The organism is Mycobacterium sp. (assembly GCF_049585075.1).
GTDB lineage: Bacteria > Actinomycetota > Actinomycetes > Mycobacteriales > Mycobacteriaceae > Mycobacterium.
This window is the reverse complement of record NZ_JBAUZA010000356.1, coordinates 1-16,762: the sequence shown is the minus strand read 5'-3', so window position 1 is coordinate 16,762 and position 16,762 is coordinate 1. Positions and strand designations below refer to the sequence as shown.

15 protein-coding genes and 1 pseudogene are annotated in these 16,762 nt (G+C 65.9%); 5 read left to right on the top strand and 11 right to left on the bottom strand.

All coding sequences use genetic code 11. The features are described 5' to 3' along the window. Nucleotides 1-136, bottom strand: a pseudogene (locus tag WB785_RS16765) (DNA-3-methyladenine glycosylase); the annotation flags it as partial. An 86-nt stretch (nucleotides 137-222) separates the two neighbouring features. On the opposite strand from WB785_RS16765, the gene WB785_RS16760 reads away from it, so the two are divergent. Genes WB785_RS16760 through WB785_RS16745 form a run of 4 tightly spaced genes read left to right on the top strand, consistent with a single transcriptional unit; the run spans nucleotide 223 to nucleotide 3,706 of the window. Further along, nucleotides 223-1,509: an ammonium transporter gene (locus tag WB785_RS16760; RefSeq protein ID WP_424080438.1), complete on the top strand. Its 1,287-nt coding sequence runs from the start codon at nucleotides 223-225 to the stop codon at nucleotides 1,507-1,509. 55 nt (nucleotides 1,510-1,564) lie between these two features. Beyond that, nucleotides 1,565-2,329: an ABC transporter ATP-binding protein gene (locus tag WB785_RS16755; RefSeq protein ID WP_424080437.1), complete on the top strand. Its 765-nt coding sequence runs from the start codon at nucleotides 1,565-1,567 to the stop codon at nucleotides 2,327-2,329. Continuing rightward, nucleotides 2,263-3,081 (top strand): ABC transporter permease, encoded by an 819-nt coding sequence (locus WB785_RS16750; protein ID WP_424080436.1) that lies wholly within the window; start codon nucleotides 2,263-2,265, stop codon nucleotides 3,079-3,081. Before WB785_RS16755 ends, WB785_RS16750 begins: the two co-directional genes overlap by 67 nt. A 1-nt stretch (nucleotide 3,082) precedes the next feature. Next, nucleotides 3,083-3,706, top strand: a complete 624-nt coding sequence (locus WB785_RS16745; protein WP_424080435.1) for a TetR family transcriptional regulator — start codon at nucleotides 3,083-3,085, stop codon at nucleotides 3,704-3,706. Here WB785_RS16745 and WB785_RS16740 read toward each other — a convergent pair. Then, nucleotides 3,672-3,896: a Trm112 family protein gene (locus WB785_RS16740; RefSeq protein WP_424080434.1), complete on the bottom strand. Its 225-nt coding sequence runs from the start codon at nucleotides 3,894-3,896 to the stop codon at nucleotides 3,672-3,674. The genes WB785_RS16745 and WB785_RS16740 overlap by 35 nt on opposite strands. Then, the gene (locus tag WB785_RS16735) at nucleotides 3,889-6,870 is read right to left on the bottom strand and encodes an acyl-CoA synthetase (RefSeq protein ID WP_424080433.1); all 2,982 of its coding nucleotides are present in this window, start codon (nucleotides 6,868-6,870) and stop codon (nucleotides 3,889-3,891) included. Before WB785_RS16735 ends, WB785_RS16740 begins: the two co-directional genes overlap by 8 nt. 161 nt (nucleotides 6,871-7,031) lie before the next feature. On the opposite strand from WB785_RS16735, the gene WB785_RS16730 reads away from it, so the two are divergent. Then, the gene (locus tag WB785_RS16730) at nucleotides 7,032-8,819 is read left to right on the top strand and encodes an ABC-F family ATP-binding cassette domain-containing protein (protein WP_424080432.1); all 1,788 of its coding nucleotides are present in this window, start codon (nucleotides 7,032-7,034) and stop codon (nucleotides 8,817-8,819) included. Nucleotides 8,820-8,822: 3 nt separating this feature from the next. Here the strand turns inward: WB785_RS16730 and argH are convergent, their stop codons facing one another. The 8 genes from argH to argC all read right to left on the bottom strand — a co-directional run. Further along, the gene (gene argH / locus WB785_RS16725; protein ID WP_424080431.1) at nucleotides 8,823-10,235 is read right to left on the bottom strand and encodes an argininosuccinate lyase; all 1,413 of its coding nucleotides are present in this window, start codon (nucleotides 10,233-10,235) and stop codon (nucleotides 8,823-8,825) included. Continuing rightward, nucleotides 10,232-11,440: an argininosuccinate synthase gene (locus tag WB785_RS16720; RefSeq protein WP_424080430.1), complete on the bottom strand. Its 1,209-nt coding sequence runs from the start codon at nucleotides 11,438-11,440 to the stop codon at nucleotides 10,232-10,234. The genes argH and WB785_RS16720 overlap by 4 nt, the downstream gene beginning before the upstream one ends. Before the next feature lie 24 nt (nucleotides 11,441-11,464). Then, entirely contained in the window at nucleotides 11,465-11,959 is a 495-nt protein-coding gene (locus WB785_RS16715; RefSeq protein WP_424080429.1) for an arginine repressor, read from the bottom strand. Further along, a complete protein-coding gene (gene argF / locus WB785_RS16710; protein ID WP_424080428.1) occupies nucleotides 11,956-12,882 on the bottom strand; it encodes an ornithine carbamoyltransferase in 927 nt (308 codons plus the stop codon). Before argF ends, WB785_RS16715 begins: the two co-directional genes overlap by 4 nt. Then, the gene (locus WB785_RS16705; protein WP_424080439.1) at nucleotides 12,879-14,027 is read right to left on the bottom strand and encodes an acetylornithine transaminase; all 1,149 of its coding nucleotides are present in this window, start codon (nucleotides 14,025-14,027) and stop codon (nucleotides 12,879-12,881) included. The genes argF and WB785_RS16705 overlap by 4 nt, the downstream gene beginning before the upstream one ends. Before the next feature lie 38 nt (nucleotides 14,028-14,065). Continuing rightward, nucleotides 14,066-14,947, bottom strand: a complete 882-nt coding sequence (gene argB, locus WB785_RS16700; RefSeq protein WP_424080427.1) for an acetylglutamate kinase — start codon at nucleotides 14,945-14,947, stop codon at nucleotides 14,066-14,068. Further along, nucleotides 14,944-16,152 carry a bifunctional glutamate N-acetyltransferase/amino-acid acetyltransferase ArgJ gene (gene argJ, locus WB785_RS16695; RefSeq protein WP_424080426.1) on the bottom strand — a complete coding sequence of 403 codons (1,209 nt, stop codon included), beginning with the start codon at nucleotides 16,150-16,152 and terminating at the stop codon, nucleotides 14,944-14,946. Before argJ ends, argB begins: the two co-directional genes overlap by 4 nt. Continuing rightward, nucleotides 16,149-16,762: N-acetyl-gamma-glutamyl-phosphate reductase (gene argC, locus WB785_RS16690; protein WP_424080425.1), on the bottom strand; the 614-nt coding region annotated here is incomplete at its 5' end. The genes argJ and argC, both read right to left, overlap by 4 nt.

The following is a 16,762-nucleotide window of genomic DNA, read 5'->3' as shown; positions in this document are numbered from 1 at the left end:
GCCACGGGCCGTCGGGAACCCCGCCGTAGGCCTCGACTTCGACGACGATGGCCCGTACGCCCCGGCCGGTGAGGGTCGCGCCGAGCAATCGATGCGCGGCCGCGACCGGGTTGACTGTCAGCTCGCGCGCAGCCACGCCTTGGCCGGATCGCACCCATCGAACCTACCGGCACCGCGAACATGGCAATATCCCGGTTGCCGCGTGGCGAAGGAGCTCAAGATATGCATGCGATCGACCCTGCGGCCACTGCGTGGCTCCTCGCCAGCACCGCACTGGTCTTGTTGATGACCCCCGGGCTGGCGATCTTTTACGGCGGCATGGTCCGCACCACCGGGGTGCTCAACATGATGATGATGAGCTTCATCTCCATACCGCTTGTCACGGTGTCATGGCTGTTGGTCGGCTACACCATCGCGTTCTCCGAAGATGGGGCCGGCGGGCTCATCGGCAACCTCAGGCATATCGGGATGCTCGGCATCACCCCGGACACGGCCCACGGCGCAGTTCCCGAGCTGTTATATGCCACGTTCCAATTGATGTTCGCGATCATCACGGCCGCCCTTGTCAGTGGTGCGATCGCAGACCGCGCCAGGTTCGCCGCCTGGATGGTGTTCGTCTCGGTATGGGCGATTGCCGTGTATTCGGTTGTCGCGCATTGGGTATGGGGACCCGGTGGCTGGCTGGCCAAGCTGGGCGTGCTGGACTACGCGGGCGGCCTCGTCGTCGAGATCGTGTCCGGTTGCTCTGCCCTGGCCCTGGCGCTGGTGCTCGGCCCCCGCATCGGCTTCAAGAAGGACGCCATGCGGCCGCACAATCTGCCGTTGCTCTTTGTTGGTGTCGGGCTGCTGTGGTTCGGCTGGTTCGGGTTCAACGCCGGTTCGGCCTTGGCCGCCAACGGAACTGCCGCGGCCATCTTTCTCAACACGCTTGTCGCGGGCTGCCTGGGCATGCTCGGCTGGCTGTCTGTCGAACGAATCCGTGACGGCAGGCCCACGACGTTCGGCGCGGCATCCGGTGTGGTCGCCGGCCTCGTCGCCATCACTCCGTCGTGCGGAACCGTCAACACGCTCGGCGCGGCGGTCGTCGGCCTCGCGGCAGGAATAGTGTGCTCGTTCGCGGTGGGCGTGAAATTCCGTTTCAACTATGACGATTCGCTCGACGTGGTCGGTGTGCACTTCGTCGGCGGTGTCGTTGGTGTGGCATTGATCGGGCTGCTTGCCACGGCCGTCATGACGGCGGGTCCGCAGGGCCTCTTCTACGGGGGCGGCTTCGCCCAACTGGGCAAGCAGGCGCTGGCGATCGTGGTAGTCGCACTCTATGCGTTCACGATGTCGTTCGTTATCGCGAAGCTGGTCGATCGGGTGATGGGCTTCCGCCTCAGCGCAGAAGACGAGACCACCGGCGTCGACCTCGCTCAGCACTCCGAAACCGCCTACGCCGAAGGCGTGCACGGCCATTTGCCGTTGCGAGGCCCGGGCTTGACGGGATCAGCCCCGCCAACAGCCTGAGCACGAAACCCTCTGAGGCCTTGACAACCACAGCCAGAGGGCGGATATTCATCGTATGATGATTTCATCGCATGATGAATTTATTTCGAATGGTGACGAGGTAGCCGTCGACATCAACCATTTGCGTGTGGTCCGCGGCAAACGCCCGGCGCTGCACGATTTCTCGGTTCGCATCGGCCGCGGCAGCATCACCGGTCTGCTCGGGCCGTCGGGCTGTGGCAAGACCACGCTGATTCGCTGCATTGTCGGCACCCAGCTGATCGCTTCGGGGACCGTGCGAGTCCTCGGCCTACCGGCCGGGTCAGCGTCTCTGCGCCGCCGAATCGGATACCTGCCGCAAGACCCGACGATCTACAACGACCTGCGGATCGTCGACAACGTCCGCTATTTCGCGTCGCTCTACGGATTTGACGGCCACGCCGCTGACTCCGCGATCGATCGGGTGGGGCTGAGCGATCACAGCACTGCCTTTTGCGGGAATCTGTCCGGCGGTCAGCGCACCAGGGTATCGCTGGCGTGCGCGCTGGTCTGCCAGCCCGAATTACTCGTGCTCGACGAGCCCACGGTCGGGTTGGACCCGGTACTACGGGCAGATCTCTGGGACCAGTTCGCCGAGCTCGCCCACGGCGGCACCACGCTGCTGGTTTCCAGCCACGTCATGGACGAAGCCGACCACTGCGGTGACCTGTTGCTGATGCGCGACGGCCACTTGGTCGCCCAGACCACCCCGACCCAACTACGAGAGGACACCGGATGCACGTCACTGGAGGACGCGTTTCTGTCCATCATCAGGCGCAGCACGAAGCGGCAGGCCGGTTAGGCCTGCGGGGCTACACCGCCACGACCACGCGGATTCTGCGTCAGCTGGCCGCCGATCACCGCAGCGTCGCGATGATCCTCGCGGTGCCGATCTTGGTTATCACGTTGATGTACTTCATGTTTGAGAACGCCCCACACCGTCCGGGCGCGCCATCGCCGTTCAACAACGCGTGCCTGATCCTGCTCGGCCTTTTCCCGTTGTTCGTGATGTTCATCATCACAGCAATCACCATGCAGCGCGAAAGGGCTTCGGGAACCTTGGAGCGGATCCTGACCACTCCGCTGCGCCGGCTCGATCTGCTGATCGCTTATGGCACGGCCTTTTCGGTTGCTGCAGCGCTACAAGCCACGTTGGCTTGCACCGTGTCGTTCTGGCTCCTCGGCTTCGACACCGCCGGTAATCCGTTATGGGTGTTCCTGATCGCGATCGTCAACGCCGTACTGGGAGTTGGGCTCGGCTTGTTGTGTAGTGCGTTCGCGCGAACCGAGTTTCAGGCCGTGCAATTCATTCCGCTGGTGATGGTGCCGCAGCTGTTGCTGGCCGGGATCATCGTCCCGCGTGCACTGATGCCGACCTGGCTGCACTGGATCAGCAACGTGATGCCGGCCAGCTATGCCCTGGAGGCTCTGCAACAGGTGGGTGCGCACACCCAGCTGACCGGCGTCGCGGTACGTGACATTTTGACCGTGCTGGGATTTGCGATCGCGGCACTGTGCCTGGCCGCCGCCACCCTTCGGCGACGGACACCGTAGCGTGGCGACCACCAGCACTGGGCGCAAGCGGCCCGGCCGTCCGGCGGGCAATTCCGATACACGCGAACGGATTCTGGAGAACGCCCGAATATTATTTGCCCGCAATGGAATCGGCAACACCTCGATACGGGCCGTAGCCGCGGCGGCAGGCGTGGACTCGGCGTTGGTGCACCACTACTTCGGCACCAAGGAAAAGCTGTTCGCCGCGGCCGTTCACATCCCGATAGACCCGATGGATGTGATCGGCCCGTTGCGTGAGGTGCCGATCGAGGAACTCGGCCACACGCTGCTGTCAATGTTGTTGCGGCTGTGGGACTCCGAGATCGGTACGGCATTCATTGCCGCACTGCGGTCAATCCTGGCCGGGTCGGAGGTCAACCTGTTTCGTTCGTTCATCCAGGACGTGATCGCGGTCGAGTTGGGTCCGCGGGTCGACAATCCGCCGGGCAGTGGAGTCATCCGAATCCAATTCGTCGCCTCACAGCTGGCGGGCGTGGTGATGGCGCGCTACATCATGGAGTTGGAGCCGTTCAAATCGCTGTCCGCCGAGCAGATCGCAGACACCGTCGCTCCGAACCTACAGCGTTACCTCACTGGGGATTTGGCTGATTTTTCTGTGCCGTAAGCCTAACGTGCTCGTCGTCGCCGACCTCGATCGCCTCATCGATCAGCAGCACCGGAATGCCGTCCTCGATGCGATAAGCACGCCGCATCCGCGGGTTGTACAGCAACTCCTGGTCGTCTTTAGCGACCAGCACCAGCGGGCCTCGATCGGCCGGGCAGACCAGGATGCTCAGCAGGGTTTCGTCAATCATGTCGTTCTCGATCACTAGACATCTCCGCTCGCGCTGCGCCCGTCAACCGCCGGAATTGGTTGGCGTCAGCATCGAAATACCACGCGTGCCGCCCCGGCTTGGGAATCCCGGCCGCGCGCAACGGACTTACCGTCGGGCGATATGTGGCGGACAGCGTCAGCTCCCCCACCACATGCACGATGTCGGGGCCCAACCCGAACGGCATGGCGGCGACCGCTTCGGTGAGATCCGCTGCGGTGATCGTTGCGCCCGGGCGCAACGTAACCGCGGCCACCGAGACGTGTTGACCGTCCACCTTCACGCCATAGGTCACCGCAAGGTCCACCGCCGGAATCAGCCCGAGCGCATCTGTGATCGGCTCGCAGCACACCATGCCGCGCGCCGTCCGCACGGCCGAACCGCGCCTGCCCACCAACCAGAAGTCGCCGTCGGCGTCACGACGGAAGAGATACTCGGTGGAGATCCAGGTGTCGGCCGGGGCGAACACCCCTCGTTTGACCGAAGCGGTCGGATCGATCGGCCCACGCGGCTCGGCGAGCAGCACCCCGACTTCGCCGGCGTCCGGTACCCGCACCAGCCCACGGTCGGTTTCCAGGATCAGGTCATGCTCGGCGTCGTAGGCGCCCAGTTCGACGCGTCCGGCTCCCGGTAGCGGCCGGCCCTTGCTGCCGATCTTGGCGCCAGACACGTTGGCCAGCACCGCATGCCCGTCGGTGGTGGCGAAGAACTCGACGACATGCGCGGGCGCAAACACGTCGACCACTCGCTGCCACATTCCGGTCGGCATACCGGAGCCGATGAACAACCGCACCGGGTGATTCCCGCGCAAGACGAACGCCGGGTCGTCGATGACATCGCGGAGCATCGCCCAGGTGTAGGAGACGACGGTGACGCCGTACTGACGCACCTCGGCGATGAATCGGTCCGCTCGCAGGCCCCGAGACAACGCGACCCGGGTGCCGCCGACCACCGCGCCGCCGAGGCTGACAAGCAGCCCGGACTCGTGATGCAGCGGCGTCAGGCAGTAGACCGTGTCGGTACGGCTTAAGGCCGCGGTCGAAGCGGTGCCGAACGCCGACAGCGCCCATCGGTAGTTGGTGATCTGCTTGGCGACGAGCTGGCCGCCGGCGGTGCTGAACGCGACGAACGCCAGATCCCTCGCCAGCCCGGGGTTGGCCCGATACCAGGCCGGGAGCTCGACGGCGTCGGGGTCGATCTGTTCCATGTCGATGACGCCGGCGTCATCGGGCAGATGCAGATCACGCGACTCACCGCCGCCGAGGACCAGGATCTGTCCGGGCAATTGCCGCGCGGTCTCGAGGTTGGCCGGGTCGGTGATGATCTCGGTCACGCCGCCGAGGCGGACCGCCGCGACCAGGTCGACGTCGGGCTTCAACAGCACCGCGACAGCGCCCAGCCGCGACAACGCGGCGATGGCCACCAGCGCGCTTGGCCGGGTTTCCATCAGCACACCGACGTGTTCGCCCTGGCGGACCCCGACCTCGATGAGGCCGCGCACGACGTTGTCGATGCGCCGGTTGACCGCCTCGTAGGTGTGAACGCGTCCGTCGAAGAGCAGGAACTCGCCGTTGGGCGCATCGTGCGCCTGTTCGCCGATGATCCGGCCCAGCGAGATGCGGGTGTGGTCGTTGATCTGGCCCAGTCGGGCCAACCGCGGCAAGGTTCGAACGGTCTCGACGGCGATCGTGCGCATGGACTTGTTGGCTGCGACGACGGCGTCGGCCGCACCACGGGCGATTGTCAGCGCCACCCCGGATGCCTCACCCAGGCCGTGCGCCACCCTGGAACTCAGCGCGACGCCGCGGTCGGCGTGCTCAGTCGGCTGGTCGGCCATCGGGAACATGTCGGTGGGTTTGTCGCCGTGCCCGGAAATCCAGAGCACCCAGTCGGCAACGGTTGGCCAAGTCTGCTGTGCCGCTCTGGATCCGACCACCAGCCCGAAATGACCGGCCCGCAGCGAGTATTCGTACACCTCGGCATTGGGTGCTGCACGACGGATGCCGCGCACCGCGGCCGGCTGGCCGATGTCATCGACCTCACCGACGAAAGCAAGCACCGGACAAGTGATGTCGGTGAGCGTCACCAGCTGACCGTTGATGGCGAAACCGCCCGTCATCATCCGGTTGTGCGCGATGAACTGTTTGAGCAGCTCGGAGACTGCCGGGCCGGACCAGGCGATCCAGCCTTCCGACTCCAGGAATCTGCGCTGAGCTTCCCGCGGCAGCAGCGCCTCACGGTCGTGCAGCTGGCGCACGAAATCGAGCCGCGCCTTCGCGGTCTTGAGCGGGTCGAGCATCTGAAAACCGGTGCGCGCCAGCCAACTTGGGATATCCAATCGGTTGAACACATGGTCGGCCATGAAATTGGCGATACCGGGAGCCAAGTTAGGCGGAAGCCCCATCGGGAGCGCCGCCAAGGTGTCCACCGGAGAGCCGAACGTGATGATGCTGGCGATGCCTTTCGAGCGTCGATACGCCGCCACCTGATAGGTGAACATCCCGCCCTGCGAATAGCCGGCCAGGTGCACATCTTGACCGGTGACTTCGGTCATCACGTCGAGCGCCTCACTTAGCGCGACGATGTGGTCGGCCAGGTTCCGCCGCATGCCGCCCTCGACCTGATCGGGTGAACCGAAGTCGATGACCCAGGGATCCAGCCCGGCGGCGTGCAAGATGCCGACCGCGCCCTCCTCGCGGGTGACATCCCACATGTTCGCCGACATCATCATCGGGTGCACCAAAAGGACCGGCGGGCCCGCCTGCGGGTGCCCGGGCCGACTGTCCGGCGGGAAGTACCGCCGAAGCTTGTACATCGGGACGCTCTCCACCACCTGAGACGGCGACGGGGAGTTGCCGGTTTCCAGGCCGCCGAGCCGCAGAACTTCCAGGCCGTTCTGCGCCGTTGCTACCAGACGCTCAACCGGTCGCGTGACCGCCGAAAGGTTCAGATCCATGCCGTCGCTCCCTACCAACTGAGACGGTTCTGCGCTGCTTGTGGGCCTGACAGCCTGCACATCATGGCATATCGCAGGGGGTAGGCCAGCAGCTTTGGTCACGGTGCCAATGCGTTCGCCAGCGTAGTCTGCCCGCCGGTCCGCCAGCTAAGGTCGGGCCGGTGGCACACCTGTTGGGGGCCGAGGCGGTGCACCTGGAGTATCCGACTCAGGTCGTCTTCGAGTCGTTGACCGTCGGGGTCAGCGACGGCGACCGCATCGGCGTCGTGGGACGAAACGGAGACGGCAAGTCCAGTTTGCTGGGTTTGCTCACCGGTCGGGTGCGCCCGGACGCCGGTCGGGTGACCCGGCGCAGCGGCCTGCGGGTCGGCGCGCTGAGCCAGGCGGACAACCTGGACTCGGGCAGCACGGTGGGATGGACACTGGTCGGCGACCGGCCGGAGCACGAGTGGGCAGGTAATCCGCGCGTCCGCGACGTGGTCGGCGGACTGGTCGCCGACCTCGCCTGGGACGCCACGATCGGCACGCTCAGCGGTGGCCAGCGGCGACGGGTACAGCTGGCCGCGCTGCTGGTCGGCGATTGGGATGTCATCACGCTCGACGAGCCGACCAACCACCTCGACATCGAGGGGATCACCTGGCTGGCCGGTCACTTGAGCCAGCGTTGGGCCCGCAACACCGGCGGACTGCTGCTGGTGACCCACGACCGGTGGTTCCTCGACGAGGTTGCGACCACGACGTGGGAGGTGCACGACAGAATCGTCGAGCCGTTCGACGGCGGCTACGCCGCTTATGTTTTGCAGCGAGTCGAGCGGGACCGGCGGGCCGCCGTCGTTGAGGCCAAGCGGCAGAACCTGATGCGCAAGGAGCTGGCCTGGCTTCGCCGCGGCCCACCGGCGCGCACATCGAAACCGAAGTTCCGAATCGATGCGGCCAACCAGCTGATCGCCGACGTGCCGCCGCTGCGCAACACTGTTGAGTTGGCGAAACTTGCCACCGCGCGCCTCGGCAAGGACGTGGTAGACCTGTTGGACGTATCGGTATCGTACCCACCTTCCAGCGGCCGTCCGGTGCTGTGCGATGTCGAATGGCGAATCGGCCCGGGCGAACGATCCGGCATCGTCGGCGCTAACGGCGCCGGCAAGTCCACCCTGCTCGGGTTGATCACCGGTGCGGTGCACCCCGATAGCGGAAAAGTCAAGCGCGGCAAGACTGTTCAGTTGGCGATCCTCGACCAGCAAGGTGATCAGCTGGCGCCGCTGTCCGGCGAGCGCGTCGCCGACGTGCTGGGCCGGCTACGCAGTGGCTATCAAGTCGACGGCCGTGACGTGACTCCGGCGCAGTTGTTGGAGCGGCTCGGATTCGCCGGAGAACAGCTTTCGGCACGGGTTGGTGAGCTCTCCGGCGGGCAACGCCGGCGGCTACAACTGATGCTCACGCTGCTGGCCGAGCCCAATGTCCTGCTGCTCGACGAGCCGACAAACGACGTCGACACCGACATGCTGGCCGCCACCGAAGATCTTCTCGACTCCTGGCCCGGCACACTGATCGTCGTCTCGCACGACCGCTACCTGCTGGAGCGTGTCACCGATCAGCAATACGCGATCCTGGATGGCCGGCTGCGGCACCTGCCCGGCGGCGTCGACGAATACCTGAGGCTCGCCGCGCACGCGAGAACAGCCCGTGCTGCAGCGCCAGCCACCAGTACCGCTGAGCCGCAGGCGATGTCGGGAGCGCAGTTGCGTGCCGCCCAAAAGGAGATCGCTGCAATCGACCGCAGGCTCGCACGGCTGGCGGACCAGATCGCTGCCGCGCACCGCGAACTCGCCGAGCATGACCAATCCGACCACGTCGGCGTCACCCGGCTCACCCGGAAGTTGCGCGAGCTGGAAGACGACGTCGCCGGGCTGGAGAACCGTTGGATGGAACTTTCGGAGCTGGTCGAATAAGGCCTAGCGCCTGAGCTGTTGCCGAAGTCGTTCGGCCGCATCATGAACCGCGTCGAGCTGTGCGGCGACCCGGCTCGGCGCGGTCCCGCCGCGCGCGTCGCGCGATGACACCGAACCCTCGATGGTCAGGACTTCGCGGACCTCGGGGGTCAAGTTGCTGCTGACGGCAGCCAGCTCGTCGTCGGTCAGGTCCTCCAGGCCGACCCCGCGCTGCTCGGCGACCCGCACGGCCGCTCCCGCCGACTCGTGTGCATCGCGGAACGGGACGCCTTGGCGCACCAGCCATTCGGCGATGTCGGTAGCCATGGTGTAGCCGGCCGGCGCTAGCGCCGCCATCCGCTCGGTGTCGAACGTCAGGCTGCCGACCAGTCCGGCCATCGCGGGCAGCAGCAGCTCCAGCTGCGCAACCGAGTCGAACACCGGTTCTTTGTCCTCTTGCAGGTCTCGGTTGTAAGCCAACGGCTGCGCCTTCAGCGTCGCCAGCAGCCCCGCGACGTTCCCGATCAACCGACCGGATTTCCCACGAGCCAGCTCAGCGATGTCGGGATTCTTCTTCTGCGGCATGATCGAGCTGCCGGTCGACCACGCGTCGTGCAAGGTGACGTAACCGAATTCGGTTGAGCTCCAAAGGATGATGTCCTCGGCAAGCCGCGAGAGGTCGACGCCGATCATCGCGAAAACAAACGCGGCTTCCGCAGCGAAATCCCTTGCTGCAGTGGCGTCTACCGAGTTATCGGCGGCAGTCGCGAATCCGAGCTGTGCGGCGATCGCGTCTGGGTCAAGCCCCAGCGACGACCCGGCTAACGCTCCGGAACCATACGGCGACACCGCGGTGCGCTTGTCCAGGTCGACGATCCGCTCGACGTCGCGCAGCAGCGGGTGGGCGTGCGCAAGCAGATGGTGGGCCAGCAGGATCGGCTGCGCAGACTGCAGGTGGGTCTTGCCCGGCATGATCGCGCTTGGGTGAGCACCGGCCTGGGTGCCCAGTGCAGCGACGAGGTCGAGCGCACCGGCGGCCACTCGGCGGATGGCATCACGCAGCCACATCCGAAACAGGGTGGTCACCTGATCGTTTCGTGAACGGCCCGCCCTCAGCCGACCGCCCAGGTCGGGCCCAACCCGATCAATCAGTCCGCGTTCCAAAGCGGCGTGCACGTCCTCGTCGATAACCACCGGAAGGAAACTGCCATCGGCGACATCCTCGGCGAGGCTGTCCAGCCCGGCCAGCAGCCCGTCGCGCTGCTCTTCGGTGAGCAGCCCGGCTTGGAACAGCACCACGGTGTGCGCCCTGGACGCGGTGATGTCGTAAGGCGCCAGCACCCAATCGAAGTGGGTGGATTTGCTCAACGCGGCCAGCGCATCGGACGGGCCGTCGGCGAACCTCCCGCCCCACAACGATCCTTCGTTGGTGGTCATGGTTGATCAGTGGCCACGTCACGGCGCGCGGCGATTTTCGACGACAGGCCGTGCACGTACACAAAGCCCTTGGCTGCGGACTGGTCGAAGCTGTCCCCTTCGTCGTAGGTCGCGAGGTTGAAGTCGTAGAGCGATTCGGCGCTGCGCCGCCCGTTGACGGCAATGTGGCCGCCGTGCAACACCATCCGGATTTCGCCGGACACGTGTTCCTGCGTCTTGGCGACGAAAACCTCCAGCGCCGCCTTCAACGGCGAGTACCACAATCCGTCGTAAACCAGTTCCGCCCAGCGTTGGTCGGTGTGACGCTTGAACCGCCCCAGCTCGCGCTCGAGCGTGACGTGCTCGAGTTCGGTGTGCGCGGTGATCAACACCATCGCCCCCGGCGCTTCGTAGATTTCACGGCTCTTGATGCCCACCAGCCGGTCTTCGACCACATCCAGGCGGCCGACGCCCTGTGCGCCACCACGCGTGTTGAGCTCCTCGATCGCCTGCAGCACCGACACCGGCCTGCCGTCGATCGACACCGGAACGCCCCGCTCGAATCCGACGATCACCTCATCGGGGGTGTTCCAGTTGACCGTGGGGTCTTCGGTGTAGGCGTAGATGTCCTTCGTCGGTGCATTCCACAGATGTTCCAGGAAGCCGGTTTCCACCGCCCGGCCCCACACGTTCTGGTCGATCGAAAACGGTGAGCGCTTGGTGACGTTGATCGGAATGGCGTTCTCTTCGGCGAACGCGATCGCCTTTTCCCGCGTCCACGCGTAGTCACGGACTGGTGCGAGCACCTCCAGATCCGGTGCCAGCGAAGCGAATCCGACTTCAAATCGAACCTGGTCGTTGCCTTTACCGGTGCAACCGTGCGCGACGATGCTTCCGCCGTGCTCGCGGGCTGCGGCGACCAGATGCTTGGCGATCAGCGGCCGGCTGATCGCCGACACCAGCGGGTAGCGATCCATGTAGAGCGCGTTGGACAAGATGGTCGGCAGGCAATAACCCTCGGCGAACTCGTCGCGGGCGTCGACGACGACAGCTTCGACAGCGCCGCAATCCAGGGCCCGCTGGCGTACCACCTCCATGTCTTCACCGCCCTGGCCCAGATCGATCGCGACTGCGACCACCTCTCGGCCGGTCTCCTTGCCGATCCAGCTGATCGCCACCGAGGTGTCCAAACCGCCGGAATACGCCAAGATGACGCGCTCGGACATGAATTGCTCTCCTTGTTTCGCAGGTTATTTAAGGTCTTGGATCACGGTTGCAAGCTCGGCGCCTGTCATCGGCTCGCGAGCCGCCACGAAAATGGTGTCGTCTCCGGCGATGGTTCCGACGACGTACGGTAGTGCTGCCCGGTCGATGGCGCTGGCCAGGTAGTCGGCTGCGCCGGGTGGGGTGCGCAGCACGGCCAGGTTCGCGCTGGCGTCGGTAGACACCAGCAATTCGCTCAGCAGCCGCGACAGTCGGCCGGTGCCACCCGATACCCCGCGCAGCGGGCTGCCGTCCTCGGGCACCACATACATGCCCACCCCACCGTCGGCGCCGCGCAGCTTGACCGCGCCGAGCTCCTCCAGGTCCCGCGACAAGGTGGCCTGCGTGACCTCGATCCCGTCGGCGGCCAGCAGCGCGGCCAGCTCGCTTTGGCTGCGCACCTCAGCCGACGACAACATCGAGACGATGCGCGCCTGCCGGGCGGTACGGGTGACTTCCGATGTGGTTTTCGATCGTGTCATTTCGACCGCTCCAAAAGCCACACCAACAGCGCCTTTTGCGCATGCAGCCGGTTTTCGGCCTCATCCCACACCGCGCTGTGCGCTCCGTCGATCACCTCGTCGGTGATCTCGTGCCCGCGGTGCGCCGGAAGACAGTGCAGCACAACAGCTTCCGAGCTAGCCAGGTCAAGCAGACCGGCGTTGACCTGGAATGGGCGGAACGGCCGAACCCGGTCCAGCCCGTCGTCCTCCTGACCCATCGACGTCCAGGTGTCGGTTACCAGTACGTCTGCGCCCGACGCTGCAGCGGCCGGGTCTGCGGTGACCGTCACCGAGGCGCCGGTGTCCGCGGCGCGCCGCTCGGCGACGGCGAGCACCGATGGATCGGGGCCAAAGCCATCGGGAGCGGCGACCGTCACGTGGATGCCGGCGGTGGCACCGCCGAGCATCAGCGAATGCGCCATGTTGTTGGCGCCGTCGCCGAAGTACGACATCTTCAGGCCGCGTAGCGATCCGGCGCGTTCGGCCACGGTCTGCAGATCGGCCAGCACCTGACAGGGGTGGAACTGGTCGGAGAGCGCGTTGACAATCGGCACCGTCGCGGTTTCGGCCATCGCGGCCAGACGGGCTTGCCCGTAGGTGCGCCAGACGATGGCATCGACGTAGCGGGACAACACTTTTGCGGTGTCCTGCAGGGTCTCTTCGCGGCCCAGCTGGGTGCTGCGGCCGTCGACAACCACGGCGTGCCCGCCGAGCTGGGCGATACCCACTTCGAACGAAAATCGGGTTCGGGTGGAGTTTTTGTCGAAGATGACGGCGACGCCGCGCGGACCCTCCAGCGGACGCTGGCTGAATGGATCCTTTTTCAGCTCGGCGGCCAGTGCCAGCACTTCGGCCTGTTCATCGGGCGACAGGTCGTCGTCGCGCAGGAAGTGTCGTGTCATGGGATTGCCCCCGCCGTATCCAGGATCCCCGGCAGCGCGGTGACAAAGGCGTCGATCTGGTGTTCGGTGATGATCAACGGCGGCGCCAACCGAATCACGTCGGGCGCGGCAGCGTTCACCAGGAAACCACCAGCGCGACAGGCTATCTCGACGTCCTTTGCGGCTGGGGCGCTGAGCACCACCCCGCACAGCAGGCCGCGCCCACGGACGTGATCGATCAACGGGTGACCGAGCGATTCGATGCCTTGGCGCAAGGTTTTTCCGAGCACTTCGGCGCGTCGTACCAGATCGTCGGCGGCCAGTACCCGCAGCACCGCCAGCGCCGCCGCTGCGCAGATCGGGTTGCCGCCGAAAGTGCTGCCATGCAGACCGGGTGAGAGTAGTTGCGCGGCCGGCCCGACCGCCAGGCACGCCCCGATCGGCAGCCCACCGCCGAGGCCTTTGGCCAACGTCACCACGTCGGGAGTGATGCCGTCATGCTGGTGGGCGAAAAACGTACCGGTCCGGCCCATCCCGGTCTGCACCTCGTCGAGAACCAGCAGGGCACCGTGCGCGGACGTGATGTCGCGGGCGGCCGCGAGGTAGCCGTCGGGCGGGACCACGACACCGCTCTCCCCCATGATCGGCTCCAAAAACACCGCCGCGGTCTCATCAGTGACAGCCGCCGAAAGGGCATCGGAGTCGCCATAGGGGACATGGGTGACGTCACCGGGCAGCGGTGCAAACGGTGCCTGCTTAGTGGGCTGACCGGTCAGGGCCAGCGATCCCATGGTCCGACCATGGAAAGCTTCTTGAGCTGCAACCAGTTTCGTCCGCCCGGTCAGCCGGGAAAGTTTGAACGCCAACTCGTTGGCCTCGGTGCCCGAGTTGCAGAAGAACACCCGCGTCTCTGCCTCGCAGCCCAGCAAGCCGACCAACGCCTCGGCCAGCGCGATACCAGGTTCGGCGGCGTACAGATTAGAGGTATGTCCGAGCGTTGACATCTGCCGCGTGACGGCGTCGATGACGGCAGGGTGACGATGTCCGAGCACGTTGACGGCGATGCCGCCCAGCAGATCCAGGTAGGACTTCCCGTCCACATCGGTGACCACCGCACCGTCTCCGCTGGCCAATGCGACCGGCGGGACGCCGTAGTTGTTCATCATCACCGCGGACCACCGCTGCTGCAGGGCCTCCGTATTGGTCACGCGCTCACCACCTTCGTGCCGGTGCCTTCGTCAGTGAACAATTCGACCAGCACGCAGTGCTCGACGCGGCCGTCGATGATGTGCGCGCTGGGCACGCCGCCGCCGACCGCGCGCAGGCATGCCTCGATCTTGGGGATCATGCCGGTTTCCAGTGTCGGCAGCAGTTGCGCCAATGTGGCCGTGTCGATTTCGGTGACCAGGGAATCGCGGTCGGGCCAGCGGGTGTACAGGCCGTCGATATCGGTGAGCATCAGCAGCTTTTCAGCTCCCAATGCTTCGGCCAGCGCCGCGGCCGCAGTGTCGGCGTTGATGTTGTGCACGACGCCGTCGCTGTCCGGGGCCAATGTTGAAACCACCGGGATCCGTTCGGCTGCAATAAGGTCGAGGATCGCCGCGGTATTGACATGGTCGACATTGCCCACCAGCCCGATGTCGGTGGGCACGCCGTCGACGGTGACACTGCGCCGTACCGCCGTGAAGAGGTGTGCGTCCTCGCCGGTGATGCCGACCGCGTAAGGCCCGTGCGCGTTGATCAGGTTGACCAACTCGCGGCCCACCTGACCGAACAACACCATCCGCGCTACGTCGAGCACTTCCGGTGTGGTGACGCGGAAGCCGCCCTTGAAGTCGCCGGCGATCCCGAGCCGCTGCAACATGGCACTGATCTGCGGCCCGCCGCCATGGACGACGACGGGGTGGACCCCGCAGTTACGCAAGAACGCCATGTCGGCCGCGAACGCGCATCGCAGCGCATCGTCGGTCATCGCGTTGCCGCCGTATTTGATCACTACGATCTTGCCGTGCAATTGCTTGAGCCAGGGCAGGGCCTCGGCCAGCACCTGCGCCTTCGCCTGGATCGACACCGCGGTAGCGCTCATGACGAGTAGGCCGAGTTCTCTTCGACGTAGCCGTGCGACAGGTCGGTGGTGCGGATGGCCGCCTGGCCGTCGCCGATTTTGAGGTCGACCAGGACGTCGATGTCGGTACCTGACAGATCCACCTGGCGTGCGCCCACTGCACCGACACCGTCGATGCACACCGGAGATCCGTTGAACGACACGGTAATCCGGTCTGGATCCAGGCGGATCGGCGCCATACCGACCGCGGCCAGCACCCGCCCCCAGTTCGGATCGGAGCCGAATAGCGCGGTCTTGACCAGGCTGTCGCGGGCAACCATCCGGGCGGCAACCAGCGCGTCGTCCTCGGTGGCTGCGCCCGTGACGGTCACGGCGACCCGTTTGGTGACGCCTTCGGCGTCGGCCTGCAGCTGCGCGCACAGATCATCACAGACGCGCAGCACGGCGTCGTCGAGATCGGCTTGGGTAGGCGCGATCTCGCTTGCACCCGAGGCCAGCAGCAGCACGGTGTCGTTGGTCGAGCAGCTGCCGTCGACATCGAGGCGGTCGAACGTCTGCGAGGTGGCCCGGCGTAGCGCGTCCTCGAGCGCACCGGCGTCGGCGACTGCATCGGTGGTGAGCACGCACAGCATGGTTGCCAGCGACGGCGCGAGCATCCCGGCGCCCTTGGCCATCCCGCCGATTGTCCAGTTATCCGGATGGTGCAGCGCAACCTGTTTGGGCACGGTGTCGGTGGTCATGATGGCCCGTGCGGCTTCTTCCCCACCGGCGAGCCCGCCGGCCATCTCCTGCACGACGTGACCAACGCCGGCCAGCACCTTGTCCATCGGCAGCCGGTCACCGATTAATCCGGTGGAGCACACGGCGACTTCGATTGCGCCGGTTTCGGTACCCCAGTCCGACAACGCGGCGGCAACCGCTTCGGCGGTGGCGTGAGTGTCGGCGAACCCGTCCGGACCGGTGCAGGCGTTGGCGCCACCGGAGTTCAGAATCACCGCCCGCAACCGGCCGGTGGTCAGCACCTGTTGCGTCCACAGCACGGGTGCCGCTTTCACCTGATTGCGGGTGAATACTCCGGCGGCCGCGTGGTCGGGACCCTCGTTGAACACCAGGGCCAGGTCGAGGGCACCCGACGACTTGATCCCGGCGGCGATCCCGGTGGCGCGGAAGCCAGCCGGCCCCGTCACTCCCTGCGCGCGCACCAGCTGCGCGTCGGCGCGAGTCACGGCGCCACTCCGACCACCGAAAGACCCTCGGTTTCCGACCAGCCGAGCGCCAGGTTCATCGACTGCACCGCGGCGCCGCCGGTGCCCTTGACCAAATTGTCGATCGCCGCGATCGCGATGAACGTGGCGGCGTCCTCGTCGATTGCCACCGCGATGTGCGCGGCGTTGCTGCCGATCACCGAGCCGGTGCGCGGCAGCTGCCCTTCGGGTAGCAGATGAACGAAAGGTTCGTCGTGATAAGCCTTTTCGTAGGCTGCGCGCAGCTGCGATAGTGGCGACTGGGTGCGCGCGGTACAGGTCGCCAGGATGCCGCGCGAGGTGGGGATGAGCACCGGGGTAAACGACACGGTGACGTCCCGGTCGGTGACGTGCTTGAGGCCCTGGACGATTTCGGGAGTGTGCCGGTGCGCGCCGGCGATGTTGTAAGCCCGCGCCGACCCGATGACCTCCGAACCGAGCAGCTCGGTTTTCACGGTGCGGCCGGCGCCAGATGTGCCGCTGACCGCGACGACGGTGACGGCCGGATCGATGAGGTCGGCGGCCACGGCGGGGAAAAGCGCCAACAGCGCGGCGGTCGGATAGCAGCCCGGTACCGCGATGCGTCGGGCAT

Excerpts from the sequence above, each read along its gene's own strand:
- WB785_RS16715 (WP_424080429.1), bottom strand. The coding sequence starts at position 11,959 with ATGACACGATCGAAAACCACATCGGAAGTCACCCGTACCGCCCGGCAG.
- WB785_RS16705 (WP_424080439.1), bottom strand. The coding sequence starts at position 14,027 with ATGATGAACAACTACGGCGTCCCGCCGGTCGCATTGGCCAGCGGAGAC.
- WB785_RS16740 (WP_424080434.1), bottom strand. The coding sequence starts at position 3,896 with ATGATTGACGAAACCCTGCTGAGCATCCTGGTCTGCCCGGCCGATCGA.
- argH (WP_424080431.1), bottom strand. The coding sequence starts at position 10,235 with ATGACCACCAACGAAGGATCGTTGTGGGGCGGGAGGTTCGCCGACGGC.
- argB (WP_424080427.1), bottom strand. The coding sequence starts at position 14,947 with ATGAGCGCTACCGCGGTGTCGATCCAGGCGAAGGCGCAGGTGCTGGCC.
- argF (WP_424080428.1), bottom strand. The coding sequence starts at position 12,882 with ATGACACGACACTTCCTGCGCGACGACGACCTGTCGCCCGATGAACAG.
- WB785_RS16755 (WP_424080437.1), top strand. The coding sequence starts at position 1,565 with ATGATGATTTCATCGCATGATGAATTTATTTCGAATGGTGACGAGGTA.
- WB785_RS16750 (WP_424080436.1), top strand. The coding sequence starts at position 2,263 with ATGCACGTCACTGGAGGACGCGTTTCTGTCCATCATCAGGCGCAGCAC.
- WB785_RS16760 (WP_424080438.1), top strand. The coding sequence starts at position 223 with ATGCATGCGATCGACCCTGCGGCCACTGCGTGGCTCCTCGCCAGCACC.
- WB785_RS16720 (WP_424080430.1), bottom strand. The coding sequence starts at position 11,440 with ATGTCCGAGCGCGTCATCTTGGCGTATTCCGGCGGTTTGGACACCTCG.
- WB785_RS16735 (WP_424080433.1), bottom strand. The coding sequence starts at position 6,870 with ATGGATCTGAACCTTTCGGCGGTCACGCGACCGGTTGAGCGTCTGGTA.